Origin of the sequence: Kribbella sp. NPDC000426, assembly GCF_040300265.1 — a bacterium.
Classification (GTDB): Bacteria; Actinomycetota; Actinomycetes; order Propionibacteriales; family Kribbellaceae; genus Kribbella.
This window is the reverse complement of sequence record NZ_JBEPDK010000001.1, coordinates 14377-39938: the sequence shown is the minus strand read 5'-3', so window position 1 is coordinate 39938 and position 25562 is coordinate 14377. Positions and strand designations below refer to the sequence as shown.

The following is a 25562-nucleotide window of genomic DNA, read 5'->3' as shown; positions in this document are numbered from 1 at the left end:
TCCTGGAAGCGGTGCCGTCCGTACTCGGCCCGGGCGTTATTGTGGGGTGTCATCGCCGCCGTACGTCGGGTTTGACTGCTCCTGTCCAGCCAGGGATGTCGTTCTAGCCAACTGTGGGATCGACTCGTCCACCTCGCCGCAATCGGCCAGCTGCTGCAGCGTCCGTGCGACGATTGCCTGCGCGTCGACCTCGAAGTGGCGGCGTAGGGCTGCACGAGTGTCGGAGTGGCCGAATCCGTCGGTGCCGAGAGACGCCCATGGCCTGCGGACGAACGGGGCGATCTGATCGGGAACGGCGCGCATCCAGTCCGAGACCGCCAGGACTGGGCCTTCGGTCTCTCCGAGCCGCTCTGTTACGTACGGAACGTGGCGAGGCTGGTCGGGGTGAGACAGGTTCCATTCCTCCGCGGCGAGAGCGTCTCGGCGCAGTTGCGTCCACGACGTGACCGACCAGACGTCAGCCTGAACGCTCCAATCGCTGTGCAAGAGGCGCTGCGCCTCCAGTGCTGCGGGCATGGCGATGCCGGAGGCAAGGATCTGCGCCTTCGGCCCGTCTCCGTCCGAACCGGGGGAGTAGCGGTGCATTCCGGCGAGGATGCCCGCGACGTCGACGTCATCTGGCTCGGCTGGTTGGGGGATCGGTTCGTTGTACAGGGTGAGGTAATAGAAGACGTTCTTGTCCTCGCCGGGCCGCGGTTCGCCGTACATCCGCCGTAACGCGTCCGCGGTGATGTGGCCCAGCTCGAAGGCATAGGCGGCGTCGTACGCAATGCACGCGGGGTTGGTCGATGCCAGCAGCAACGAATGGCCGTCCTGGTGTTGCAGGCCCTCGCCGTTGAGCGTGGTCCGGCCGGCCGTAGCTCCGAGCAGGAAACCTCTGGTCATCTGATCTGCCGCGGCCCACAGCTCGTCGCCGGTGCGCTGGAACCCGAACATCGAGTAGAAGATGTAGAGCGGGATCATCGGCTCGCCGTGGGTTGCGTACGACGTACCGGCCGCCGTCCAGGACGCAGCGGATCCGGCCTCCGTGATGCCCTCGTGGAGGAGGACGCCGTGGATGTCTTCCTGATAGCTGAGCATCTGTTCGCGGTCGACGGACAGGTAGTTCTGTCCGTGCGGGGAGTAGATCTTCTTGGACGGGAACAGGGAGTCCAGCCCGAAAGTGCGGGCTTCGTCGGGGATGATCGGCACGAACCGGTAGCCCATGTTCGGGTCCTTGATCAGGTCTTTGAGCAGGCGGACGAACGCCATCGTGGTGGCGACCTGCTGCCGGCCCGAGCCGCGTCGAGCGATCGCGTAAGCGGCCTCTCCCGGGAGAGCGAGAGGCGCACTGGTGACTCTGCGAGCAGGCAGGTAACCGCCCAATGCGCGGCGCCGCTCGTGCAAATACTCGAGTTCCGGTGAGTCTGCCGGCGGCAGGTAGTACGGCGGCTTCACCGCGTCCAGGGCCGAGTCGGGAATCTCCAGGAACAGCCGGTCCCGGAAGCCCTTGAGATCGTCGAGCGTCAGCTTCTTCATCTGATGGGTGGAGTTGCGTCCCTCGAAGTGGGAACCCAGGGTCCAGCCCTTGATGGTCTTGGCCAGGATCACGGTCGGCTGTCCGGTGTGCTCGGTCGCGGCCCGGTATGCGGCGTACAACTTTCGGTAGTCGTGTCCGCCGCGTTTGAGATTCCAGATCTCGTTGTCGGGCAGATGCTCCACCATCGCAGCGGTGCGCGGGTCGCGGCCGAAGAAGTGCTCGCGGACGAACGCGCCGGACTCGGCCTTGTAGGTCTGGAAGTCCCCATCGGGCGTGGTGTTCATCAGGTTGAGCAGTGCGCCGTCGGTGTCATTGGCCAGCAACGGGTCCCACTCGCGACCCCAGATCACCTTGATGACGTTCCAGCCGGCGCCGCGGAAGTACGACTCCAGTTCCTGGATGATCTTGCCGTTCCCGCGAACCGGACCGTCGAGACGCTGGAGGTTACAGTTGATCACGAAGGTGAGGTTGTCGAGCTCCTCGCGAGCGGCGACGCCGATCGCGCCGAGGGCCTCAGGCTCGTCCATCTCGCCGTCGCCGAGGAACGCCCAGACCCGCTGTCGGCTGGTGTCTTTGAGACCGCGGTGGTACAGGTAGCGGTTGAAACGAGCCTGGTAGATCGCGTTGAGCGGCCCCAACCCCATCGACACGGTCGGGAACTCCCAGAAGTCCGGCATCAGCCGCGGATGCGGGTACGACGGCAGTCCGCCGCCGAGGCCGGCATGGGAGAACTCCTGCCGGAATCCGTCCAGCTGGTCGCCGCTGAGCCGGCCCTCCAGGAATGCTCGCGCGTAGATGCCGGGGGAGGCGTGTCCCTGGAAGTAGATCTGATCGCCGCCGCCAGGTGCGTCGTGGCCGCGGAAGAAGTGGTTGAACCCGACCTCGAACAGCGCTGCGGCGGAGGCGTAGGTGGAGATATGTCCGCCGACCCCGACACCCGGCCGCTGCGCACGATGGACCATGACTGCGGCGTTCCAGCGGTTGTATGCCCGGATCCGCCGCTCGATGTACTCGTCGCCCGGGAATTCGGGCTCGGCGTCTGGAGCGATCGTGTTGATGTAGTCGGTACTGCGCAGGTTTGCGACACCGACGCGCCGGTCACGGGCCCGCTGCAGGATGCTGAGCAGCAGATACCGGGCGCGGTTCTGCCCGGCATGGTCGACGACCTGGTCGAGCGATTCCAGCCATTCCTGGGTCTCGGACGGGTCCAGATCGAGTAGTTGGCTGTGCAGGCCGAGGCTTTCCGGCAGCCCTTGCGGTGTCGGTGTCATGACCGCTCCTTGAGGTCCGAAAGGGCGTCCGGCGCCGCGACGGCCAGCCGTGGCCGTCGCGCAGGCGACGACTTCCCGACGGGTTGGGACCGGTGTGGACGAACGATCGCGACCGGGCAGGCGGCGTGCTGCAGCACCGCCTGGCTGACCGATCCCAGCAGCATGCCGGCGAACCCGCCGCGGCCGCGCGATCCGACCACGACCAGCTCGGCGCCGGCCGATGCATCGATCAGAGCCTGCGCAGGGTGGTCGTGGACGATCTTCGTGCGTACGTCGATACCCGGGACGAGCACACGTTTGCTCTCCATCGCTTCGGCGAACAGTTGCTGCTCGACCTGGTCGGCGATTTCGGGAGGAACGCGCAGCGCCGGATTCTGTCGGTTCGGCATTTCGGCGTGTACGGCGGTGATGCCGATACGGCGATGCGCCGCCTGCCGGAAGGCGAACCGGATCGCCGCGGCCGAGATGTCCGACCCGTCGACGCCGACCACGATCCGTCCCGCCGGCGACGCGCGGAACGCCGTACCGTCTCCGTGGGGGTGAACGACCACCACCGGGCACGAGGCGTGCGCGGCCACCGTGGCGCTCACCGACCCCACGAGAAGCCCGCGGAAGCCGCCCGCACCCCGGCCGCCGACAACCATCAGGTCGGCATCGTGCGCCTCACTCAGCAGCGTCGGCGCAGCGGGACCGACGATCAGGCTGGCCACGACCTTGACGTCGGGGGCGATGTCGCGCGCGTATGCCTCCGCCTCGGCGAGGATCCATTCGGCAGCCGATTGGAGGCCGAGATTCGAGTCCACGACGGAGCCCATGTCCAAGGCGGTGCCGATCATCGGCCAGCTGAAGGCGTGGACGATGCGCAGGGGACAATGCCTCGACGCTGCCTCTGCGGTGGCCCAGGCGAGCGCTCCCCGCGCCGATACCGAGCCGTCGACCCCGACGAGAACCGGTCGCCGAAGCCGCTTGTCCACAGTAGTTGTCATCATCATCTCGTCGCTCCGCATCAGCTGTCCGTGCCCTGCGGTTCCGACTGTGCCGTTCCAGTGGTCAGACAGGTAGGGCAGTGATCGGCGAACCTGTGACGGCCCTTATGGCCGACCTCCGGCAACGATGCTCTACTGGGACATGGCCCAGAAACTGTGTCCATCCGGCTCGAGGGGAGTGGCATGAACGGATCCGGTGGGCTGCGTTGGCCGGGTTCGGCCGGGAACAGCGCGGATGAAGCCTGGTTGACGGCAATTGCGCAAGCGGCCGCCGGAGACTCCCAGGCGCCGTTGGAGCTGCTCGTCCAGTACCTCAGCCTGCTCGCGGATGCGGCCATCTCCGGGAGACGGCCCCGTGAACACGAGCTGGCAATCGTCCGTGAGCTGGGGCGTCGCGCGGCGGAGCAGGGCATCCCGGCGGGCCGGGTTGTCGATCTCTACCTGTCCGCGGCCTGGCGGATGTGGCGCGACCTGCCTGACGTGGTGCCGTACCGGGACCGTGACACTGTCCGGGCCTCGGCACAGGCGGTTTTACATGCGGTCGGTGAAGCGATTGCGGTACTCGTCGACAGCTATCAGGTCGCCACGCAGCAGCTGGTCCGGCAGGAGGAGTCGCTGCGCCGCGAGCTGGTTGACGATCTGCTCCGCGGGGACCCCGACGTCGCGGGAATAGTCGAGCGCGCCGAACCCTTCGGTATCGACCTCGGCCGGCCGCATCAGGTGGTTCTGGCCCGGCCCGCGGACGGGCTACCGGAGGGCGATACAAGCGCGAGCATGCTGGAGCTCTTCATCCTCGACCGTTTCGGGGATCGCGAAGTACTCGTCGCGACCAAAGAGGGGCTGCTCGTGGTGCTGATCCCTGCGACTCCGCCCCGCACGGCCCCGCGCACGATCGTCCAGGACGTGGGAACTCTGATCCACGACGCGTTGATCCGGCACCGGTCAGGCCGTCAATGGCGGGTCTCCACCGGCCGGCCGTACCCGGGTTCATACGGCATTGCGCGCTCCTACGAAGAAGCGCGGGAAGCGCTGAAGCTGGCGGACCGACTGCGATTCGACGCCCCGGTCGTCGATGCGAAGGACATGCTCGTGTACCGCGTTCTCGTCCGGGACCAGGCCGCGATCGTAGACCTCATCCAAGCCGTCCTCACGCCGTTGACCCAGGCTCGCGGCGGTGCGGAGCCGTTGCTTGAGACCCTCGAGGCCTACTTCGCGACCGGCGAAGTCGCCACCGACGCGGCACGGCGCTTGAACGTGTCGGTCCGCACGGTCACCTACCGGCTGGCGAAGGTCAAGGAACTGACGCGACACGACCCGGGTGATCCCGCTCAGCGGCTCATCCTGCACATTGCAGTGCTCGGGGCGCGACTTCTCGACTGGCCGACGCGTGAGGTCTCTCACAGCGCGGAGGTCCTCCCTTAGCCGGGTGGCATCGGGTTGCCGGGCGTCGGCGATGAGGGCGGCCTCAGTTCGCCGATCAGCGCCGTACCGGTTGTGTGTCGCCGGAGGCAGAGTTGTGGGTGCACGGAACAAGGAGGTTGTCATGAAGATCTATCGAGTCTTCTGGCTGGTCTTCTGTGGTGTGCTGGGTCTCCTCGGGGCAGTCGTGGCCTTCAGTTGGTCACTCGCGAACGTCATCATGCTGGTCGTCATGGCGGCCCTGATGGGTTCAGTGGTGGCCGTGATCGTCCTGGCGGACCCGGACGGACCGTCCCGGTCCCCGCGGGAGCGACGAGGAATCATCGCTGTGACTACAGCCCTCAGCGCCGCCGGAACGCTCGCGTTCATCGGGCTGGGCACACTTCTGGGCGCTGCCACGGCGCTGCTGTTGGTGGTCGTCCTCGCGGCCCTGTCGCCGTACACGATCCGCTACTGCGTGCGCTGGCTCACCGAACACGGCCATCTGGTCGCCGCATCACCTGCTCCTGTCCATCTGGAGCGTGCCGACTGGTCCGCGACGCTCGCGATCGCGCCGATCGCAGAGACCCGGCCGCACGAGGAAGCCAAACCCTACGTGGCGCCTGATGCCTTGAGCGACGAAGCGCTCTGCTTGGCGTGGCGCGCCAGCTTCTCGGCTCTGCAGAAGGCCGGCTCACCGGCGGAGCAACTGCGGATCGCGGATGAGCGGCGGGCATATCTCGACGAGATCGAGCGCCGTACCACTCACGGGATGGCGGCGTGGCTGGCATCAGGACCGCGAGCAGCGGGGGATCCTAGCCGATTCGTCCTGGGAGACGGCGCGGCAGGTCGCGCTCGCATCAACTGGGACGACCTGTTCCACGACATGGGCAAGTGAGCATCTACTACTCCGGCGAAAGCCGGGCGAGATCGAGAATGCGATGACCAAGCTGCAATACCTCTACGACGTCTGCGGGCAGAGTCCCTGGCTGGACAACCTCACCCGCGCGTACCTGCGGGACGGAACCCTGGCGCGCATGGTCAACCAGGGCATCCGGGGCGTCACCGCGAACCCGACGATCTTCGCCCGGAGCATCACCGGGTCGCACCACTACGACGAACAGTTCTCAGCGCTGATCGCGGCCGGCAGATCGGTGGACGACGCCTACTGGGAGTTGGTCACCTCCGACGCCGCCGACGCGCTCGCAGTACTGCGCCCGGTCTTCGACAGGGGCGACTGCTTCGACGGGTTCGTGTCGGTGGAGGTGTCGCCCGAGTTGGCACACGACACGTCCGCCACGATCGCCGCCGCCCGATGGCTGCGCCGTCGACTCGCACAACCCAATCTGCTCGTCAAGGTTCCCGCGACCGCCGAGGGCGTCGCTGCCGTCGAGAAGCTGACTGCCGAGGGGGCGAGCATCAATGTCACGCTGTTGTTCTCCCTGTCCCGGTATGCCGAGATCATCGACGCGTATCTGTCCGGGTTGGAGCGTTTCACCGGCAAGGGCGGCGATCCCTCGTCCGTCAGCAGCGTCGCATCGTTCTTCGTCAGCAGGGTCGATACCGAAGTCGACCAGCGACTCCAGACGCTTGGCACCGAGGAGGCGCTGGCCCTACGCGGGCAGGCTGCCGTCGCACAGGCCAAGCTGGCCTACCGGTTGTTCACCGAACAGTTCTCGAGCAGTCGCTGGCACCGGCTTGCCGCCTTGGGCGCAGATGTTCAGCGTCCGCTGTGGGCATCGACGTCCACCAAGAATCCCGACGACCGCGACACGCGTTACGTCGAGCAACTCATCGGCCCCGACACCGTCACGACCTTGCCCGAGGCAACGATCGCCGCCTTCGAGGACCACGGCACTGTCGCTCGTACTGTAGACCGTGGCGTTCCGGAGGCAACCGAAGTCATGCAGCGGCTAGCGGCGGTCGGAATCGACATGACCGCAGTGGGACGCACCCTCGAGGGCGACGGCATCGCCGGCTTCGAGAAGGCCTATCGCGGCGTACTTGCAGACCTCACTGTGTCCGCGCGGTCAACGGCAGCATCCCTCTAGACCGCCGGGCCGGCACAACCGTGGGGCGGACTACCCACAGGTTGTGCCGACCCGGTGCGGCACCTGTTACACGACCGATCTGCTCTCAGCCAGCTCGGTCGCGAATCCTTGTCGCCACGACGGGTACTTCGGGTGCCAGCCGAGAACTCGCTTCGCCGCAGCGTTGTCGGCACCGCGAAGCCGGGTCATGAACGCGACACCCCAGCTGCCGATCGTCAACCTGGCCAGCGTTTCCGGTACGGCGAACGGCTGAGGTGCATTCAGAAGCCGGGCTAGGACGGGCAGCCACTCACGGACCAGGGCCGGCTCGTCGTCGACCACATTGAGCGCGCCGCCCGCAGTACTGTCCAGGGCAGCCGCGATGGCGCCGGCGGCATCGTCGGTGTGCGTGAAGGAGAAGGTTCCGTTGCCTTGCCGAACGATCGGCAACTTACGTGCCCGGACGAGGCGAACGAATGCTCCGTCGGGCGCGTAGATCGTGCCGGGGCCGTACAGATGTCCGAGGCGCAGAACCAGTCCGCCCGCTTCCTGGGTGAGCCGTTCCAGGTCCTCGATGGCAGCGAGCACCGGAGCGAACTGCTCGGGGGACGGTGCCAGAACGGATCGCCCTCTGTCGCCAACCCGGGCCTGTTCGGTTCGTAGGCGTAGGCGTAAGTCCCGCGCCATCCGCTTGGGATCGACCTTGGCCGGGATCCGGGTGAGTAGATGGACGACGGCGTTGGGCGCTGCGATCCGTACGGCGCGGCGCATCGCCGCATGGTCGAGCGCGTCGGCGTGGACGACGTCGACGCCCAGCCTCTCCAGAGCGACGCCGGCCTTGGGCGATCGTGCGAGTCCGATGACGTCGTGGCCGGCTGTGCGGAGGATTGGCACCAAGCGGCGACCGATGACGCCGGTGGCGCCGGCTACGAAGACACGCATGATTCCTCCTGCACCAAGGGCTGCCACGAGCCGCCGCCAAATGCTTGCCTTGGATGAACGACGGCGACCGGGCAGGCGGCGCACTCCAGCACTGCCTGACTTACTGATCCCAGCCGCGCGCCGGCGAGTTCCTCGGGTTTGTGCGCGCCGACCACGACAAGTCCTGCATCGGCAGACTCATCGATGAGTGCCTGTGCTGGGTCGTTGCGCACGAACTTGGTGTGAAAGGGGGATTCCGGACACACGCAGATGCTCGTAGGTGGGATGAGGCCGCGGCGACATCGAGGCATGTACGGCAATGACCCCGACGTGGCGGCGCGCAGCCTCGTGGAGCGCAAACCGGACAGCCTCGGTCGACATCTCCGGCCCGTCGACGCCCACTACGACCTGGCCGCGGGGGGAAGCCCGGAAGGCCGTGCCCTTCCGGTGCGGGCGGACGACAATCACCGGGCACGGGGCCTCCGCGGCCAGGGCCGCGCTCACAGATCCGACCTGCAGCCCCCGGAGACCGCCCGCACCCCGGCTGCCCACGACCGCGAGTGCGGCGCCTTGTGCCCGACTCAGCAACATCGGTGCCGGGTCGCCGACGAACACCTCGGCGACGACCCCGGTGCCCGGAGCCGCACGTCGTACGTGGCTCTCCGCCTCGACGAGGAGCGACTCCGCCGCCGCGTACGAATCGCTACTCATGGATCCGCCGGCATGAACAATGTGCAACGGGCAATGCCTGTACGACGCCTCCGCGAGAGCCCAGGACAATGCGCCCTGGGCGCGGCCTGACCGTCGGATGGAGTCGTCACCACCGAGTCGCGAAGGTGTGTCCTGGATCCAATGATCCTGGTTCTGCGATCGAGGCAGGCGGGTGACCGTCTGGGGTATGGAATCTGGGAAAGCCAGGGCAACGACTGCGGGTGCGAACGTACCACCACCGTCCGCCGCCGTGGCGCAGAGCAAGGTCAGCTGGAGCATCGCCGAATTCATCAGGATCGTCGATGACGCGATCGATGCGGCTGGGGCGCAGTTGGCTCGTTCGGCTGGGCTTTGGGCTGACTCGCCGACGCCATATGACGAGCGTGATCGACCGACCGTACGCCGGCGGACCCCGCCTCAACAGCTGCCCTTGGACGAGCTCGACGGAGATCGGGACGTCAGCTTGATGTGAGCGTCACCTGGCCAGGTCCTTGAACCGACGTTCCAGGTTCTCCCCGGTGGTCGGGGCGAGATGAGCTTCGTGGCAGTCGGTTGTGCTCGCTGCTTCGGAGGTCTTCGTGAAATCTCAAGGGTTTGGGCTGTCGCTGGAGGAACGGCGGCGGTTGCTGGAGGCAAATGCTGCGGCTGCGCGGTTCTTCAGACTGGAGTTGCTTCAGGCCACGGATGGGTGGCCGGTCCAGTACCTCAAGGCTCACGGGGCGGAGTCCGTGCTGTCGACGGAGTCGCCCTGGAAGTTGGCTACGCGCTAGGACGTGGACGAAACTGGTTGATCATCTGCGCGAGGCAGGGGTCGGCTATGGCACGTCGGCTCGGGCTGGGCTGATGGCCTGGAACGGTCGCGGTGTGGCGATCGACAGGCATCGGGACAAGTTGATGCTGGTCACGCGTGATCGCCGGCTGTCGCCGGTTGGACTTGTTGGGATCGGGCCGGATGGTGAGGCGCGGTCAGTCAGTCCGGTGACGATGATCCACCGGCCGTCGAACGTTCTGGTGGGGATTGAGGAACAGCGGAACTTGCTGGCAGGCGGTGCGGTTCCGCTGATTGTTGACGATCCGATGGATGCCATAGCCGTCTCGAACGCCGGCCTGCTGGATGGGCAGTGGGCTGCCATCCCGGTGTGTGGTGGTGGCTTGTCGACGTCGCAGGCGAAGACCCTGCGGGAGTTCAGTACGACCGAGAAGGTCATCGTCGTTCTGAGTGGCACGGAGGCGCAGCGGAACCAGAACGCTGGCTATCTGCTGGACCTCGCGTTCTTCTTCAACCGAGTGCGGGCCGTCTCCTTGGGTCCCGGTGAGACCCTCGCCGGTCTGGCGGGCAAGGAGTTCGGTGCTGAGAGGTTGAGCGACCTGCTGGCGAATTCACGTCCCTTGATGACGTACCGGACCAGCGGTAGCGGGTTCTTCGCGCTCCGCAGTGTGGATCCAGATCCGCCTGCTCCGGGACTCGAGGTCTGAACTCCTGGATGTCGTGATCTGGGTTCGATCTCCAGCATTCCAAAGGGATCTTCGATGCCGGAACTGTTCGGCTTTGTTGGAGGTCTTGGTGAGTGATCTTGGGTTTGAGAGTTCGCCGGAGGAGCGGTGGCGGATGCTGGGTGCGAATGCTGCCGCAGCACGGTTCTTCCGGCGGGAGTTGCTTCGGGCAACGGGTGGGTGGCCGGCTGAGTACTTGAAGGATGCCGGCATCGAGCATGTGCTGTCGACGGAGTCGACGTGGAAGGTTGGATACGCTCCGGATACCTGGTCGAATCTTGTCGATCATCTGCGGTCGGAGGGGTTCAGCCACGCGACGATGGTGCGGGCGGGGTTGATGAGGTGGACGAACGACGGGGATGCGATCGATCGATATCGGGACGAGCTCGTTCTTGTTGCCCGTGACCACCAAATGTTGTCCGCGGGCTTCATCGGGATCGGACCCGAAGGGATTGCGCGGTCTTTGACTCCCGCTACCGCAGTACATCGGCCCTCGAATGTGCTTGTCGGCATCGAGGAGCAGATCGATCTTCTGCGCGGTGGCGCGATGCCGGTGATCGTCGACGATCCCGCGGACGCGATCGCGATCTCGCAGATGAGTCGGCAGCGGGACGGTCAGTGGGCGGCAATCCCGGTGTGTGGTGACGCGCTGTCGACTGCACAGGTGCGGTTGCTGCGCAAGTTCAGCATGACCGATTCGGTGGCCGTGATGATCAGTGGCGACGAGCGCTCCCAGCTGCGCGGGCTTGGGTTCATCCCCGATCTGATGTTGCAGTACGACAGAGTCCGTGCGGTCGCGCTGCCGGGCAGCGGACGGGAGTTCACGGCTCTTGCTGATGCGCCGGACCGATTACATGAACTGTTGACCACGGCGCCTCCCACGGTGAGTTATCGGGTCGGTAGTCGAACCGCGCCGTTGATCAGTCCCGATCCTGAGCCGCCGGATCGCGGACTGGATCTGTGAGTTCCGAGCTGTTGGAGGCTCATCGAGCGGCTGCGTCCTTCTATCGGCAGCAGCTGCTGGACAGCCCTGACGGTTGGGCGGCGCAGCATCTGCGTGGCCGCGGGTTGGGTGCCGTGCTCGCGCCTGACGCGCCCTGCTGGGCGGGGTACGCACCTGATGGTTGGTCTCGGCTCGTCGATCATCTGCGTCGGTTGGGCTGCGACGATCAGGTGCTGGTGGCCTCGGGCCTGGCGTCGGTGACCGGGTCCGGCTATCTCGTAGACAGGTTCCGCGACCGCATTGTGTTTGCCGCCCACGATCGCGACCTTCGCACCGTCGGCTTCAGTGGTCGCGCGCGCAGTAGCCGGCTGAGGTACCTGAATTCGCCGACCACACACGTCTACTCCAAAGCACAGACACTGGTTGGACTCGACGGCCAGATCGACAGGCTTAGGGCGGGTTCCGTTCCGGTCTTCGTCGAAGGCCCGATGGACGCCGTCGCCGTCACCCTGGCAGGAGACGAGTGGGTAGGCGCGGCCTGCTGCGGTACGGCACTCACACCGGCGCAAGTTCAGATCGTGAGTAGGCACTCGCGAGCTGGCGCGGTCGTCGTCGGATTCGATGGTGATCCGGGTGGCCGGATGGCAGCAGTGCGGAGTCTCGAGGTGCTGTCCGGTGTGTTCGACGAGGTGCTGTTCGCTCGGCTGCCTGATAGCCAGGACCCGGCAGCGATGTACGCCGCGGCTCCAGCGCAATTGAGAGCCGCACTGGATTCGGCCCGCCCGCTCGTCGACTTCGCGATCGAAGTTGAGCTCAAGAAGTGGGACAAGGTCCTGGATCACCTGAGCGGTCAGGTGAATGCGGTTCGGGCCGTTGCACCCCTGGTTGCGAGCCTGCCTCCGACCCGGGTGGCCGGCGGGATTGCGAACCTCGCTCGCGCCGTACATCTCGACGAGCAAATCGTGTCGCAGGAGGTCGTTGCCACTGTCGGGCGTCGCCGCGAGCATCGATCTCGTGGGCGGCGCCGCCCTTCTGTCCACCTGGATGCGGGGGCCGAACCAGGTGACTATTCAAGGAGTCCTTGATTCCGGGATCCAGGTTCTGATGCGGCGCATCTGCCAGCAGATTGTGGGCATGGACGTTGACCTGGAGGTACTGATCGCCGACGCGGAGCGCTCCGGCTGGGCACCGGAGCCGTCGCGCCGGCTGGCGGATGGGATCGAGGCGCGGATCGTCGTACCGCTGTCGAGTCGGCTCCGTACGGCGCTTGGCCCGGATGAGGCCGCGCAGCTCGCGCGGGTGATCGCCTGGGAGCGGTGCCTGGAGTTGGCAGTCGACCCGCCTGAAGGCGGGGTGTCGTGGGGATACCTTGCGAATCTGGTCCGGTGGCGGCTGCAAGACGCCGTACGTGCAGAGGTGGTTCGGCGTAGGCGTCATCCGCTGACCCACCAGTTGCCGGACGGTGAGGCTGCGCACCGGCCGGTCCTGGGTCAGCACCTCGATCGGATCGCGCTGGAACTGGTTGGCGAGGGACTCGCGCTTGTCGTCGGCCGGCGCCTGATCAGGGCTGCAGCTGACGGACCACCGTTCTATCGCGCGGGGATCGTTGCCCGAGTCTGTCGGGCCGGTGCGACGAGGTCACAGGCAGAAGCCTTCGCCTGGCTGCTTCGAGGAGGCGCGAGCCAGACCTCGGCGCTGGCGCGGTTGGCGCTCGGCGAGCCGGCCGACAGCGTCTTCGCGGACCCTGCCGTAAGGCGCTGGATGCGCGTCGCATCGGGCCGTGACCAGCGGTTTTTCGGCGGACCAAGCCGCCTCGGCCACCGCCGAGCGGCTGGCGTCGAGTGGCTCACCGCTACCAACAGAGCCGCCTGACGAAAAGTCTCCCGGCCTCAACCGTTGAGGCCCGTTATGACGAACAACCACCACGAGGCACCCCGCCATCACTGGGTCGTCCGGTACTACCGCGCGCAGTTGCGGATCGCGCTGCGCGTGTTCAGCGCGCTGTGGCTCATCCCACGGCCGATCGCGGGCGCGGGGTTCGCCTGGCTGCGCCGTACCGAAGTCCCCAAGAGAGGAACCACTGTGAAGTCATCGATCCGGTCGAAGGTCTTGGTGCCGGTCTTGATCATCACTGGTGTTGTCGTCCTGATCGTGATGCTTGCTGCCCGCTGGCAGCACCCGGACGGGAAGCCGAGCTCGGACGGTACCGCGATACCGGGAGAGTCGCCCGTACAGCTGAGCACATGGCGGCGTCCAACGACGACTGACCCGCAGGTCTTCGCGATCGCCTATGCCCGGGCGATGTGGACCTACGACACCAGACAACACAGCTACGTGGACTGGCAGAACGCCGTCAGCGTGTTCGCCGATCCGTCCTCGGCTGCACCGCAGGTCGCGAAGAGCCTGTTGCCGCAGTGGGCGGAGTGGGACCAGCTCCAGTCGCACAAGGCTCGTGCGACAGTCGGCACTGTCACGGCCGAGGTCACGCCGGAGCTCGAGGCGATGATCAACCGCAGCGAGGCGCCGACCGGCTGGCATGCCTATGTGGTCCACGGCAAGCAAACGGTCGTGACAGACACTGATACGCGGTTCCTCGATCGGCAAGCCGCAGTGGCTGTTGTCTGTACGCCGACCTGCAGTTTCTGGTCTGCGACGGCCCAGGTGTCGCCGTGATCCTCAAGGTGACGCTTGCCGCCGCGCTGGTGGCCGGCGGAGTCGGTCTGATGGCACCGATTGCTCTCGCAGCCAGCGGCACAGATGGATGTGTCGCGACGTCCATCCAAGCCGTGCCGGCCGGTTGCAAGTCTCCGGTCGGCACTGGCGGGGAGGCGCTGCCTGGCGCGGATCAGGCGGTGGCTCGTGCGCTGCGCCTGGTCGGCAGTCACGGTTACTACCAGCTGTGCGCACGCCTGGCTGCCAACATCTGGGGCCGGCCGCGCGCCGGCTACTTCTCCGCCGCAGAACAGTGGCACCAGATGGTTGCCACTGGCAACGCACATCCCGGCGACCGGCAGCCGCCGACCGGTGCCCTCGTGTTCTGGGAGACGGGTGGTCCGTACGGCCACGTCGCGGTGTACGTCGGCGACGGCCGCATCGTCTCGAACGACGTCGGCGACGCGGTCGCCGGCGAAGGCGGCGTGTACCTCGTCCCGTTCGGACTCATCGAATCCAAATGGGGCGCCACCTACTTGGGCTGGACGCCGCCCATCTACTCCTCTACCTGAAGGACATGGACGTGTTCAGACGTACTGCCGCTCTGCGGCAATTGGTCGCCATGCAGGATCCTGGCGTCAGCCCCAACGCCAATGGGCTGCCGGGTTTGCCCGAGGTGCGCACGCTCGCCGGGGCGACAATCACGTTCGCCCTCGTGACGTGCGTCGTTGCCTTGGTCATCTGCGCGGCCGCGTGGGCACTGGGAAGCATCAACGGCAATCCGCATGTCGCCGGCAAAGGGCGGATCGGCGTACTGGTCAGCCTCGGCGCCGCCATCCTGATCGGCTCGGCCAACAGCCTCATCCGCTTCTTCAGCGGCATCATCATCGGCTGACGGGCGTACGGCTGATGTCTTGGATTCAGTGCCTGGTCAATCCAGGGGCCTGTGCGGTCTCGGCAGGCAAGGACGCGCTCACCGATTCGGTCTGGGACTCGTTCGTGAGCTGGCTGGCGAAGGGGCTGAGCCAGATGACGACTTACGTGTTCGACAGCTTCAGCGACAGCACAACGCCTGACTTCAGCCAACGCTGGTGGACCGACAACCTCGACCTGGTCGTGTCGATCTCCCTGCCGCTGCTCGTCATCGCCTTCGTGATTCAGTGCGCCTCGGCGGCGATCCGGCGGGAGCCGGCCAGGCTAGGACAGGCCGTGCTCGGAGCTCTGCTCGGCACGGCCGGAGTCCCCTTTGCCGTTGGCATCGTAGGCGTGACTGGTCAGGCAGTCGACCAGATGGCAACGGCGATTCTCGGCAATCCGAGCACCAGACCCGGCTTCGAACGGATGCTAAACGTCACGGCGCTGCTGAGTGCTGGGACGCTTGGTGGCTTCCTGGCAATAGCGGTCGTGTTCGCTCTGATCGCGACGGCGCTTCTGTACTTCGTGATGCTGATCCGCGAGGTCGCACTCGTCGCCTTCGTCGTCTTTGCCCCGATCGCCCTGGCGAGCTGGACGTGGTCGGCGACCAGACACTGGTTGCGGCGGTGGATCGAAGTTGTCGGGGCACTGCTGTTCTCGAAGGTCGCAATGGCCGTTGTGTTCACTCTCGGGGTATCGGCTACTGGTGCGGCCGACAACCCCGCCGACGCGAGCATCGGATCGTTCCTCACCGGGGTTCTGCTGTTCGCGATGGCTGCCTTCGCCCCGCTGGCGACGTATTCCTTCATCCACTGGGCGGGGGACCAGGGACACACCGCCATCCATGCGCTGCAGCAAGGCACGGCCGGTGCTTCTGCGGTGAAGGAACGGGTCGAGCAGGCGCAGCAGTGGGGTGCGCATCATTTCGGCGGGTCGAGTGGGAAGGACGCATCGGGACCGGTGGTCGGCGACACGCGGGATGCGAAGTCAGCCGATACGTCCGCAGGTAGTGAGGCCGCGTCTCAAGGGCAGCCGGGTGGGGACGACCAAGCCGCAGCCACGTCGACTGGCTCGCAGCCTGCGCCGGCTGGCGAGGGCGCGACGGCCGTTGCGGTCGCGACGAGTCAGGTGTCGGTGGACGGTTTCGGAGGCCCTGGACAGGCCTCGGACAGGGATAGCGACAACCGGGGAGGTGGGCAGCAATGACGAGTCCCGATTCACTCTCGACGCGCTTCCCACGACCCGAGCGGCACGCCGTACTGCTCGGTCTGCGTCCCGTACAGGTCGGTCTCCTCCTGGCCGCAGTCCTGCTGGTGACCGTGGCGATTGCGACACAACTGAACCCGATAGCCAAGGCGGCCGGGTTGGCGATGGCTCCGGTCTGCGTCGCGGTCGCCTTCGCTCGAGCTGAGGAACTGCCCGTGTACAGATGGCTTCTGCTGAGGTCCGTTCATGGTTGGCGATCCTTGCGCGGCCGGCAGTCGTACCGCGCTCGCGTGATGGAGCCGCGCAAGCATGGGCGTCTGCAGTTGCCGGGTGAGAGTGGCACGCTGCGGATCCTGACTTCGGGTACGGGGTTAGGTGTCGTCCACGATCCGCGGCGTCGACGTCTGATCGCAGTCGCACGGATCGAAGGTCCGGCGCATCTGTTGCAGAACGCCGACGAGCAGGATCGGCGAGTCGCGGCGTACGGGCGTCTGATCGCGAGTCTGTGTCAGGGCAACCGGATTGCACGGGCGCAGATCCTCGAGCGCACCCTTCCTGATCCGGGCGACGAGTTGGGGGAGTGGGCGAAGCAACGCAGGGTCGACCCTCGGACCGCGGCCGGAGCGATCTACACCGATCTGCTCGAGCGCGCCGCACCCACCGCGGCACGACACGAGACGCTGTTCAGTTTCGCGGTGAACCTCGACGCGGTCTCGCGTGAGGTGCGCAAGCATGGCGGGGGACTGATCGGTGCCATGGCCGTGCTGGAGTCCGAGGCGCGCGCCTTCCAGACCTCGCTCGCCGCGGCGGGCGTGGCAGGGGTCTGGCTCAGCGCTGGAGATCTGGCCGCAAGTCTGCGCGTCGCGTTCGACCCAGCTGCCACGAGGACACTGCAGAAACCGCAGACGATCGACGCGGTGGACGCTGGTCCGTTGGCCGTCGATGTCGGTTGGGACCAGCTGAGAACCGACTCCTCATTGCACAGGGTCTATGTCGTCTCGGAGTGGCCGCGGATCCGGGCGACTCCCTCGTTCCTGAGCCCGTTGCTGCTGAAGCCGGGCATTCGCCGTACGTTCACCCTGGTTCTCGAGCCGATCCCGATGGCCAAGGCGCTTCGAGATGCGCGGCGCCATCAGGTCGAACGAATCAGCGACCGCGCGACACGCAACCGGATCGGGCAGCTGGAGTCTGAGGAAGACCGCCAGCTCGATGCCGACGTCGCCCAGCGGGAGCGTGACCTGGCGGCAGGCCACGGCGATGTGCGGTGGCTCGGGCTGGTGGCGGTCTCGGCCGACTCAGAGGACGCGTTGGACGACGCTTGCATGGAGGTCGAGATCGCCGCGGGACAGGCCCTGCTCGACCTGCGCCGCTTGGTCGGCCAGCAGATGGAAGGCTTTCTGGCTGCAGCACTCCCGTTCGGGATGGGGCTGTGATGGCGCGTCACTCTGTGTACTACGAAGCCGACGGAGCCGACCGGGCCACGAGGCGAGCGAACAAGCAAGCGGCGCAGTTGGGACCCCACAAGCCGCGGGCGAGTGCGATCGAGGGGGAGACCGGCAGCGGGCGTGGACGACGACTCCTCGTCGACGCCCATCGAGCTACCACCAGAGTGCTACGGGTCGCCTACCCGTTCCTGGCTGAAGGCGGGTTGGGGGCCGATGGCACCTACATCGGTTCCGATGTCTTCAGCGGTGGATCGTTCGTCTACGACCCGTGGGTGTTCTATCAGAGCCGAGTCATCACCAACCCGAACGTCCTGCTCGCCGGTGTGATCGGCAGCGGCAAGTCGTCGACGGCCAAGGCTCTGATCACTCGTTCCATTGCCCTAGGCCACAAGGCGTACGTGCCTTGTGATCCGAAGGGGGAGTGGACGTCAGTCGCCGAGGCGGTGGGCGGTGCCACCATCAAGCTCGGACCTGGGCTGCCGACCCGACTCAACCCGCTGGACGCCGGCCGCAGACCTGCAACGCTCGACCCCGACGAATGGCAGCGAATCGTCTGGTCACGCCGTCGAGCCCTCCTAGGCACGCTCGCCGAATCGACCCTCGGTCGTCCACTGGCCGCCGTCGAACACACCGCGCTCGACCTCGCGCTTGAGACCGTGTCGAGTCAGGTCGAGTCGCCGACGGTCCCCGATGTCGTGGTCGCTCTCTTTACCCCGGACTCGGCCTTCGCCAGTCGCGCCGGCCTGCAGACGACAAGCCTCACCGACGACGGGCGGCAGGTCGCCCACGCGATCCGCCGGCTTGTGCACGGCGACATGTCCGGGATGTTCGACGGACCGTCGACGACCGAGTTCGACCCGACGCTGCCGATGGTCACGCTCGACTCCTCATGGCTCGGCAGCGGCGGCAACGACGAGGCCCTGCGGCTGACACTTGCCTGCGCATCGTCATGGCTTGAATCCGCGGTCGCGGACCCAGCCGGAGGCAATCGCTACATCGTGTACGACGAGGGCTGGCGAGTCATGCGCGATCCGGCGCTGCTTCGCCGGATGCAGGAACAGTGGAAGCTCTCGCGGGCCTGGGGCGTCTCGAACATCCTCATCGTCCACCGCCTCTCCGACCTCGCAGCCGTCGGCGACCTGGGCTCCGAAGCCCGGGCCCTGGCCGAAGGCCTGCTGGCCGACTGCTCGACCAGGATCATGCTCCGCCAGGAGCCTGACCAACTCGCCCGTACGGCGAGCCTGCTCGGCCTCACGGACGTCGAGATCGCGACGATCGCGAAGCTGCCCAAAGGCCGGGCGTTGTGGCGGTTGCCCAGCCGATCATTCGTCGTACAGCTGGTCCGTCATGCCCGCGAAGTCGAACTCTTCGACACCGATGCCCGGATGTAGAGGGACATGAACCAACGACCACCACGCGACCTGAACGAGACCCTGGCTATCTGCGCAGCCATCCTCTTCTGCACCACCGGCATCCTCTACCTCGCGGGCGGCATCGCATGCCTACTCACGACCGGCAAATGGCCCAGGTCGGCGTGGATCGACGCCCTGAAGGTTGTCCTTCATCCGAGCAACCCAGCGACTGCCTTCGGGGTGACCAGGCTTGCGCCTGCGCTCTACTGGACAACTTTGGCCGTGCTGATTGCCGTGCCCATCATCGTCGGTCTCCTCGGTGCTCGACTGTGGCAAGGCCGGCGGACGTCCCACGGGCGTCGACGTGCCCTCGCGGGACGCCCCGGCCTGGCCACCGCCGCTGAGGTCGAGTCAGCCGTCGGTCGCCGACAGGTGGTACGACGAGGACGCACCGCCCGTCCGCAGGCACCAACCCGATCACCCGCCGAGGTAGGAACTCTGCTCGGGCGTTCCCGCAATCGCGAGTGCTGGGCATCCGTCGAGGACTCCCGCATCGATGTCGGCCCACCTCGCTCAGGCAAGGGTCTCCATCAGATCATCGGCGGCATCATCGATGCACCCGGTGCCGTCGTCACGACCTCGACCCGTCCCGACAACCTTGCCGCCACCCTTGAGCTCCGCCGCAAGATCGGTCCTGTTGCCGTCTTCGACCCCCAAGGACTCGGACGCGCCGAAGGCGTTCGCTGGTCACCCGTGCGCGGCTGCGAGAACCCAACCACCGCCATGGTCCGTGCCAGCGGCCTCGCCGCCGGCGCCGGCTTCACCAAAGGCGGCGTCACCGACGGCGCCTTCTGGCACGGCCAAACCGAGATGGCGCTCCGCGGTCTCCTCCACGCCGCCGCCCTCGACGACTGCGGTATCGCCCAGCTCTACCGCTGGAGCCTCGAACCAGCCTCCGCCACCGAGGCTGTCACGATCCTCAACCGCACCGACGACGCGGCTGACGGCTGGGGCGACACTCTCGACGGCATCGTCCGCATGGACGGCCGCACCCGCGACGCCATATGGGCCGGCGTCCGCTCCGCCTTGTCCGCCCTCGCAGATCCCGCCGTACGACGCTCCTTCGACCCACCACCCGGCGAAGGCCTCGAGCCAGCCACGTTCATCCGCGAGCGCGGCACCATCTACCTGCTCGGCACCGGAGCCGGCGCCAGCGCAACCTCGTCCTTCATCGCAGCCCTGCTAGAAGACATCACCGAATCAGCCCGGCAACTCGCCGCCCACAACCCCGGCGGCCGACTCGAACCACCACTGGGCCTCGTCCTCGACGAGATCGCCAACCTGTGCGCCGTACCATCCCTGCCCGGACTCATGGCCGACGGCGGCGGCTCCGGCATCTCCACCCACGTCGTCATCCAGTCCCTAGCCCAAGCCCGCGAGCGCTGGGGCGAACAAGCCGCGGCTGCCATGTGGGACGCCGCGACCCTCCGCCTCATCCTCGGCGGCTCCGCCCAACCCCGCGACCTCCAAGACCTCGCCGCCGTCTGCGGCGAACGCGACGAAGAGATCCGCAACTGGAGCCGCGGCCCCGACGGCGGCCGCACCACCTCCACGAGCACCCGTCGAATCCCGATCCTGCCACCTGACGTCATCCGCACCCTGCCTTTCGGCACCGGCGTACTCCTTGCTCGTACCGCCCCACCCATCCTCCTCACCATGACCCCTTGGACCGACCGACGCGACGCCGACCAGATCCGCAACAGCATCGGCAAGGCCGTCCTCCGATGAACCGCGACGAAGAACTCGCCAGAGCACTAGCCTTCGCGCCACCCACCGATCCGTACGTCGTCTGCTGGCGCGACCTAGACCCCGCCAGCACAACCGAAGAACTAGAACACCTCGCCGAATGGGTCTCCTGGGCAACAAGTCGCTACAACCTCGACCACAAGGTAGTCCCACCCTGCTGGCCCCATCACGGTGCCATCGTCGAAGAACTCTCCGCTCTCCGCACGTTCTGGGAATCCTGCTACCAAGACGATGCTGCGCCGTCAGACCCGCTCGCCTTCCACCGCGACCTAGCCCTCACGCAACGCCGGCTGCGGGACTGGACCTCGTCACTCGGATGCACCCGAACTATGCACCGCTCAAGCGACTCGACCCTCTAGCGGCCTATTCGGCGATTCGATGATTTTGGGCAGGCCTTCGTCCAGGCAGAGTTACCGAGGACGCATCATGCGGCTGAACGCGCTCGCCTGCTTAAGTGTCAACGCAGGTTGATCTGCCGCTCTCCAGAGTTGAATCAGGTGAGTCTCCTCGGGTTCGCCTGGCACCGGTCCTCTACTGTGTGCCAGGTCGCGATTCGTGCCGTGGATTCGTAATCGATACGCCCCTGCGGAATCGTCGTCGAACGGGATTCGGACCACAGGCACGAAGCCGAAGCCACAGACCAGCAAGGGAGCCTCGCTCAGCTGAAGCGATAGCTCCGAGACATCTTCCCAGGCGTCAAGTCGGACCGGCGGAACAGTCGTATGAACCTCCACGGTGAGGGACAGGCCGCCAGATTCGGTGGCAGCCGTCACGAACACGCCCCCACCAGCGGTGGCGACGAACCCGTCGGACAACGATGGATCCGGTACAACGGGATCTTGATCGGGCTGAATCAGGTAGTACTGCCATTCGGAGATCGGGACGTGGCAGGCCAGAGTATGGACGGGCCTACCACGTCCGACCGCATCATCCTGGGTCATCCGCTAACGGTAATGAAGAACGGGTCCCCGTCAATCATCCGCTGAGTTGTCAGGAATGCGCTGTACAGCGTCCCGCCGTACCTGTTGTCAGGCAAAGGGACATGCGCAACCGACGTGCGGTCTCTGCCAACTAGGTACGCACCTTGGTACGTCGCCGCGAATGGGTACTCGTCGCAGCTGTCGTCATCGTCTTGTTTGACGAAGCCTTCGCACGACGTATCGCGATTCCCCTGCGCCATCACGTCGTTGTACATCCGATGGGTCTGCTGCGCGTGTAATGGCCGTTGGAATGTCAGCTGCGTGCGTCAGGCTGGAGCAGGTCGCGTGGGGGCTGCGGCAGGAGGCTCGGAGCGATCATTTAGCGTTGAAGCCTGCCGATAGATCGTTGCTCGCCTTGCGAGGTCAATGTATCGCGTTCGCTGCAAGGCAGCGTCGTGGGAGGGCCGGGCACCGAGGATTGGGCGCCCGCGAACGCTGTAGAACTCCCTGTAGCTGGCGATATCCCGAACGAGCGATCTGAACCCGTCTGTTGACTGAGGGACCTGTTGGATGAGTTCCGCGTACCACTCGGTGGCTTGGACTGCAGCCTGGTTGGCCAGGTAGTCGGCACGAGCTGAGATTTGGCTTTCGATCTCGCGTAGTGGTGCGACCAGACTTGGGTCGCTGACGTTTCCGGCCGGAATGATCAGGCCCGCGATCAGTACTGATTGGCGACCAGTTCGTTGAAGGCTTCGGTTGACGAGCCGTTCGACTCTCCCGTGCAGAACTGCCGCGAGGTCAACGGCGTCATGCAATGCCGACTGGCGTACCGCATGCTGAAGAACCTTCGTCGGGTTGAACCCGACGGCCTCGGCCCGGCGAAGTTCGGCTACGAGGGCGCCGTACGCCGCGGAGGCTTGTATAGCTGCTTGATCGCTCGCATTCGAGACGCTGGTGCCTATCGCGGCGCGGTAGCGGTTGCGGGCATCGAGTTGACAGAGATGTTCGTGGATGGGGACGAGGCGGTCGAGGCGAGTGGCCCGATCGAGTTCATGGCGCATGATTTCGTGGGCCGCCTCCTCGACCCCAGGGTTGTCGAGGACGGCGTCGAGGATGTCCTGCATGGTCTGTTCGGCAGAGGGTTCGTGGAGGTCCGAGGCGTTCTGATGGGTGGCGACGTAAGCACTGTTGGAGTGGCGTCCGCGGGTCATGCCGACATAGAGGAGAGCTCGGCTGAGTTGCTCGGTGACGATGAGGTGTGCCGAGTCGATGGTGGCGCCCTGGGCTCGGTGGGCTGTGGTCGCGTAGGCGAGTTCAACGGATTCTTGGACATAAGAGTTGGGCAGCGTGACGGTGCCGCCGGTGTGGTTTTGGACGGTGAGGGATCCGTCAGGCCAGCGGCGGATGACGGTCCAATGGTCGCCGTTCTTGACGTGGTCATTGGCTCCGTGGCGGAGGCGGCGGCTGTTGAGGCGGGTGACAATGTGGTCGCCGAGCCCGACCTGGTTGCCGTTGTGGAGTTCGACGCCGTCGGACTCGACCTCGCCGGTAGTGATGCGATCGAGGCGGGCGCGGGCGTTGAGGCGGGCGACTGTGTCATTGTCTGCGGCGATGAGAAGGCTGGATCGGCCGGCTCGGGTATCGGCGAGCCAGGCCTTGTACGCGGCGTCTTCCATCTCGTCGGATGAGCCCGCGCTGAGTCGGTTGTGGTCGTCGTAGAGATCAACCGCGGTGAGGTCCCCGGCGCGGAGGGCGAGGCTGGCTTCGCGTTCCCATGGGTTGGTGAAGCGCCAGACGTCGGTGAGCTCGGCGGCTTCGGTGTCCTTGGCGACGAGGCGGAAGGCTCCGCCTGTGTCGGCCGCTCCGAGTTGGGCGTCATCGCCGACGAGGAGGAGTTTGGCGCTGGCCGCGTTGGTTGCGCGGGCGAGGGTTGCGAGTTCCATGGTGGAGGCCATGGAGGCTTCGTCGATGATGACGAGTTGGTTCTTGCGGAAGGTCCAACGGTCCTGTTCGGCTCGGAGCGCTGCGAGTTGTACAGCGAGACGTTGATGGCGTCGCCGACGGCGTGACCGGCTGGCGAGATGTACGGCGTACTCCGTTTGTCGGATCTGTTCTCGGCGTTGTTCGGCACCGAGTCCGGCGGACTCGTAGATCCACTTGGCGATGTTCTCGGTCGGGATTCCGATCGCGTCGGCGAGGACGGTTGACGCGGCGGAGGATGGTGCGAGCGCGATGATCGAGCCGTCGCCGTGTACCGCCGTCCAGTTGTTCGTGAGGGTGGAGAGCAACTTCGTCTTGCCTGTTCCGGCTGGGCCGATGAGGGCCTCGAGCTTCTGGCCGCTGGTCGAGATGCGGTGCAGGGCTTGGAGCTTGTCGGGGCTGAGATCTGGCGTCTGTGAAGTGCGGATTGTTGGCCCGGATGAGTCGTGGGCGAGATCGAGGAGTAGCGACTCGGCGCCGAGGATCACCGGAGAGGTGTAGATCTCGCCGTTGTGGATCGTGAAGACGCTCTCGCCGCTCGATCTGGTAATGGGGGCTGCGACGATTTCCGGGGCGGTGAGGCTGATGGAGTGCTGTTCGGCCTTCTTGGCGATGTTCTCCAGGACGGCGAATCGCTCGTCGGCCGTGGTCAGACGGAGCAGTCGGGTCTGGCGAGCAGCCTCGGCCAGGAGGTTCCAGCGGGTCCAGGTTGCGCGCTTGTTTTGCAGTGTGAGGACGGTCGCAGCGCCCAACGCCTCGACGGTCTCTTGGCTGAGGTCGGCGGCGGTCAGCGGGCGGTCGCCGACCTGTTCGAGCGTGCGCTGAAGGGACGCAACGGCTTCGCGGCCGATCGCCAGTTCGGCGCGAGTTCGCCATCGGGACATGAGCTCGTACAGTGGCTTGGCGAGGTGCTTGGGTGGACGATTCATGAGGGTCGCCTGCTGCCGCAGTACGTAGATCTCGCGGCGACTAGGTGGATGAATCGGGTCTCCGCGCTCCTCGAGAAGTGCGCTGAGGTTGGCCTCGATCTGCTCCGTTCTGGCCGAGAACTCGGCGATCAGCTCGTCCGGTACGGCGGTGATCTCGAAGGCCGGATTGCGTCCCCGACCACGTTCGCGCAGCTCCCAATCGACGCCGAGCCGCCGGGTCAGGTTGTCGGCAAGAAGCACGTTGTGGACCTCCGACATCGCGACTGCGGCGCGATAGAGAACACGTCCGTCAAGCGTTCGCCAGGCGCCGTCAGGACCCTGTACCCGGTTCGCGACCACCACGTGAGTGTGCAGCTGGGGATCGCCGCTGCGGGTGTCCCAGTGATCGAACGCCGCGCCAATGATGCCGCGAGTTTCGATCTGCGCGACGCCTCCAGGCCCCGTCCTGGTGAACGCTGCATGCCGCTCGATCAGGTGGATGACATCACGGACGGCCTCGTGGTGGGCTGCGACGATCTGCTCCTGTACCCCGACATCGCTCGTTGCCCACAGCGCCGAAATCGACTTGGCGGGGGAGAAGGTCAGGTCGTACCCGGCCACCGCCTGCTTCGACTTCTGCCGCATCTCCTCCTTGCGGATTCTCCGCATCGCGTCTTCTCGTTCGACGTCGCTCAGCCCCGGATCCAGTTCGTCAGTCCGGTCCTGAATGCGCTCCGACGGAGTCTTGTAGACCGGGTAGGGCCGGCCGAGCGGTACGCCGGTTACAGGGTCCTGAGCACGCCCGAACAAGGCCGCCATCTGATCTTCGTTGACCTCGGCACCAGCCAGGAGCAGACCGCCGGCGACACCGCTCAGCCCGGCGCCGAGCCACCGGCCAGGCGGATATCCCGAGGCTGTGTAGTACGCCGTCAGCGGCGTCGCCATCCGGCGATCAACATCTCCCGAGGCGATGTGCCGCAGCAGATACTTGTAGCCATCTCCAGCAGTCAGCCGATGAATACTAAGCACGATCGCCGACCCGACGAATGCTCCATACAAGCTCAACGGCAACGAACTTCAGGTCTGCATATGGCGTCCGCCACAC

At 66.1% G+C, this 25562-nt stretch carries 22 protein-coding genes; 14 read left to right on the top strand and 8 right to left on the bottom strand.

Annotated features, from left to right (window positions below; translation table 11 throughout):
- Positions 1–36: 36 nt before the first annotated feature.
- Together aceE and ABT313_RS00165 are read right to left on the bottom strand one after the other, a co-directional pair.
- The gene (gene aceE / locus ABT313_RS00170; RefSeq protein WP_350846906.1) at positions 37–2790 is read right to left on the bottom strand and encodes a pyruvate dehydrogenase (acetyl-transferring), homodimeric type; all 2754 of its coding nucleotides are present in this window, start codon (positions 2788–2790) and stop codon (positions 37–39) included.
- Positions 2787–3776: a universal stress protein gene (locus tag ABT313_RS00165; RefSeq protein ID WP_350846903.1), complete on the bottom strand. Its 990-nt coding sequence runs from the start codon at positions 3774–3776 to the stop codon at positions 2787–2789. The genes aceE and ABT313_RS00165 overlap by 4 nt, the downstream gene beginning before the upstream one ends.
- A gap of 183 nt (positions 3777–3959) precedes the next feature.
- Here ABT313_RS00165 and ABT313_RS00160 point away from each other — a divergent pair, with 183 nt between their 5' ends.
- From ABT313_RS00160 to tal, 3 genes are all read left to right on the top strand, one after another.
- The gene (locus ABT313_RS00160) at positions 3960–5198 is read left to right on the top strand and encodes a PucR family transcriptional regulator (protein WP_350846900.1); all 1239 of its coding nucleotides are present in this window, start codon (positions 3960–3962) and stop codon (positions 5196–5198) included.
- Between the two features lie 121 nt (positions 5199–5319).
- The gene (locus ABT313_RS00155) at positions 5320–6072 is read left to right on the top strand and encodes a hypothetical protein (protein WP_350846897.1); all 753 of its coding nucleotides are present in this window, start codon (positions 5320–5322) and stop codon (positions 6070–6072) included.
- A 43-nt stretch (positions 6073–6115) separates the two neighbouring features.
- A complete protein-coding gene (gene tal, locus ABT313_RS00150) occupies positions 6116–7225 on the top strand; it encodes a transaldolase (RefSeq protein WP_350846894.1) in 1110 nt (369 codons plus the stop codon).
- Positions 7226–7291: 66 nt separating this feature from the next.
- Here the strand turns inward: tal and ABT313_RS00145 are convergent, their stop codons facing one another.
- The 3 genes from ABT313_RS00145 to ABT313_RS00135 are packed head-to-tail and all read right to left on the bottom strand — an operon-like array spanning position 7292 to position 9115.
- Positions 7292–8146 (bottom strand): NAD-dependent epimerase/dehydratase family protein, encoded by an 855-nt coding sequence (locus tag ABT313_RS00145; RefSeq protein ID WP_350846891.1) that lies wholly within the window; start codon positions 8144–8146, stop codon positions 7292–7294.
- Complete coding sequence (locus ABT313_RS00140) at positions 8131–8436, bottom strand: universal stress protein (RefSeq protein WP_350846887.1); 306 nt, start codon at positions 8434–8436, stop codon at positions 8131–8133. Before ABT313_RS00140 ends, ABT313_RS00145 begins: the two co-directional genes overlap by 16 nt.
- Positions 8324–9115, bottom strand: coding sequence for a universal stress protein (locus ABT313_RS00135; RefSeq protein ID WP_350846884.1), 792 nt, complete (start codon positions 9113–9115; stop codon positions 8324–8326). Before ABT313_RS00135 ends, ABT313_RS00140 begins: the two co-directional genes overlap by 113 nt.
- Before the next feature lie 585 nt (positions 9116–9700).
- Between ABT313_RS00135 and ABT313_RS00130 the strand changes: the two genes are divergently transcribed.
- The 11 genes from ABT313_RS00130 (at position 9701) to ABT313_RS00080 (ending at position 20631) form a co-directional block, all read left to right on the top strand.
- A complete protein-coding gene (locus ABT313_RS00130) occupies positions 9701–10312 on the top strand; it encodes a toprim domain-containing protein (protein WP_350846881.1) in 612 nt (203 codons plus the stop codon).
- Between the two features lie 88 nt (positions 10313–10400).
- Entirely contained in the window at positions 10401–11294 is an 894-nt protein-coding gene (locus ABT313_RS00125) for a hypothetical protein (RefSeq protein ID WP_350846878.1), read from the top strand.
- Positions 11291–12358, top strand: coding sequence for a toprim domain-containing protein (locus ABT313_RS00120; protein WP_350846875.1), 1068 nt, complete (start codon positions 11291–11293; stop codon positions 12356–12358). Before ABT313_RS00125 ends, ABT313_RS00120 begins: the two co-directional genes overlap by 4 nt.
- A 49-nt stretch (positions 12359–12407) precedes the next feature.
- Entirely contained in the window at positions 12408–13145 is a 738-nt protein-coding gene (locus ABT313_RS00115) for a hypothetical protein (protein ID WP_350846872.1), read from the top strand.
- Positions 13146–13181: 36 nt separating this feature from the next.
- Positions 13182–13946: a hypothetical protein gene (locus ABT313_RS00110; protein WP_350846869.1), complete on the top strand. Its 765-nt coding sequence runs from the start codon at positions 13182–13184 to the stop codon at positions 13944–13946.
- On the top strand, positions 13943–14497 hold the full coding sequence (locus ABT313_RS00105; protein ID WP_350846866.1) for a CHAP domain-containing protein: 555 nt from the start codon (positions 13943–13945) through the stop codon (positions 14495–14497). Before ABT313_RS00110 ends, ABT313_RS00105 begins: the two co-directional genes overlap by 4 nt.
- An 11-nt stretch (positions 14498–14508) precedes the next feature.
- Positions 14509–14820, top strand: coding sequence for a DUF6112 family protein (locus ABT313_RS00100; RefSeq protein ID WP_350846863.1), 312 nt, complete (start codon positions 14509–14511; stop codon positions 14818–14820).
- Between the two features lie 14 nt (positions 14821–14834).
- Positions 14835–16046 carry a TrbL/VirB6 family protein gene (locus ABT313_RS00095; protein ID WP_350846861.1) on the top strand — a complete coding sequence of 404 codons (1212 nt, stop codon included), beginning with the start codon at positions 14835–14837 and terminating at the stop codon, positions 16044–16046.
- On the top strand, positions 16043–17479 hold the full coding sequence (locus ABT313_RS00090) for an SCO6880 family protein (RefSeq protein WP_350846858.1): 1437 nt from the start codon (positions 16043–16045) through the stop codon (positions 17477–17479). The genes ABT313_RS00095 and ABT313_RS00090 overlap by 4 nt, the downstream gene beginning before the upstream one ends.
- On the top strand, positions 17479–18882 hold the full coding sequence (locus tag ABT313_RS00085; protein ID WP_350846855.1) for a putative type IV secretion/conjugal transfer ATPase: 1404 nt from the start codon (positions 17479–17481) through the stop codon (positions 18880–18882). Before ABT313_RS00090 ends, ABT313_RS00085 begins: the two co-directional genes overlap by 1 nt.
- 6 nt (positions 18883–18888) lie before the next feature.
- Positions 18889–20631: a type IV secretory system conjugative DNA transfer family protein gene (locus tag ABT313_RS00080; protein ID WP_350846852.1), complete on the top strand. Its 1743-nt coding sequence runs from the start codon at positions 18889–18891 to the stop codon at positions 20629–20631.
- Between the two features lie 428 nt (positions 20632–21059).
- On the opposite strand, the gene ABT313_RS00075 is transcribed toward ABT313_RS00080, so the two are convergent.
- From ABT313_RS00075 to mobF, 3 genes are all read right to left on the bottom strand, one after another.
- Positions 21060–21590, bottom strand: coding sequence for a hypothetical protein (locus ABT313_RS00075; protein ID WP_350846850.1), 531 nt, complete (start codon positions 21588–21590; stop codon positions 21060–21062).
- The gene (locus tag ABT313_RS44675) at positions 21587–21829 is read right to left on the bottom strand and encodes a NucA/NucB deoxyribonuclease domain-containing protein (RefSeq protein WP_502883941.1); all 243 of its coding nucleotides are present in this window, start codon (positions 21827–21829) and stop codon (positions 21587–21589) included. The genes ABT313_RS00075 and ABT313_RS44675 overlap by 4 nt, the downstream gene beginning before the upstream one ends.
- A 66-nt stretch (positions 21830–21895) precedes the next feature.
- Positions 21896–25522: a MobF family relaxase gene (gene mobF, locus ABT313_RS00070; RefSeq protein WP_350846847.1), complete on the bottom strand. Its 3627-nt coding sequence runs from the start codon at positions 25520–25522 to the stop codon at positions 21896–21898.
- Positions 25523–25562: the final 40 nt, after the last annotated feature.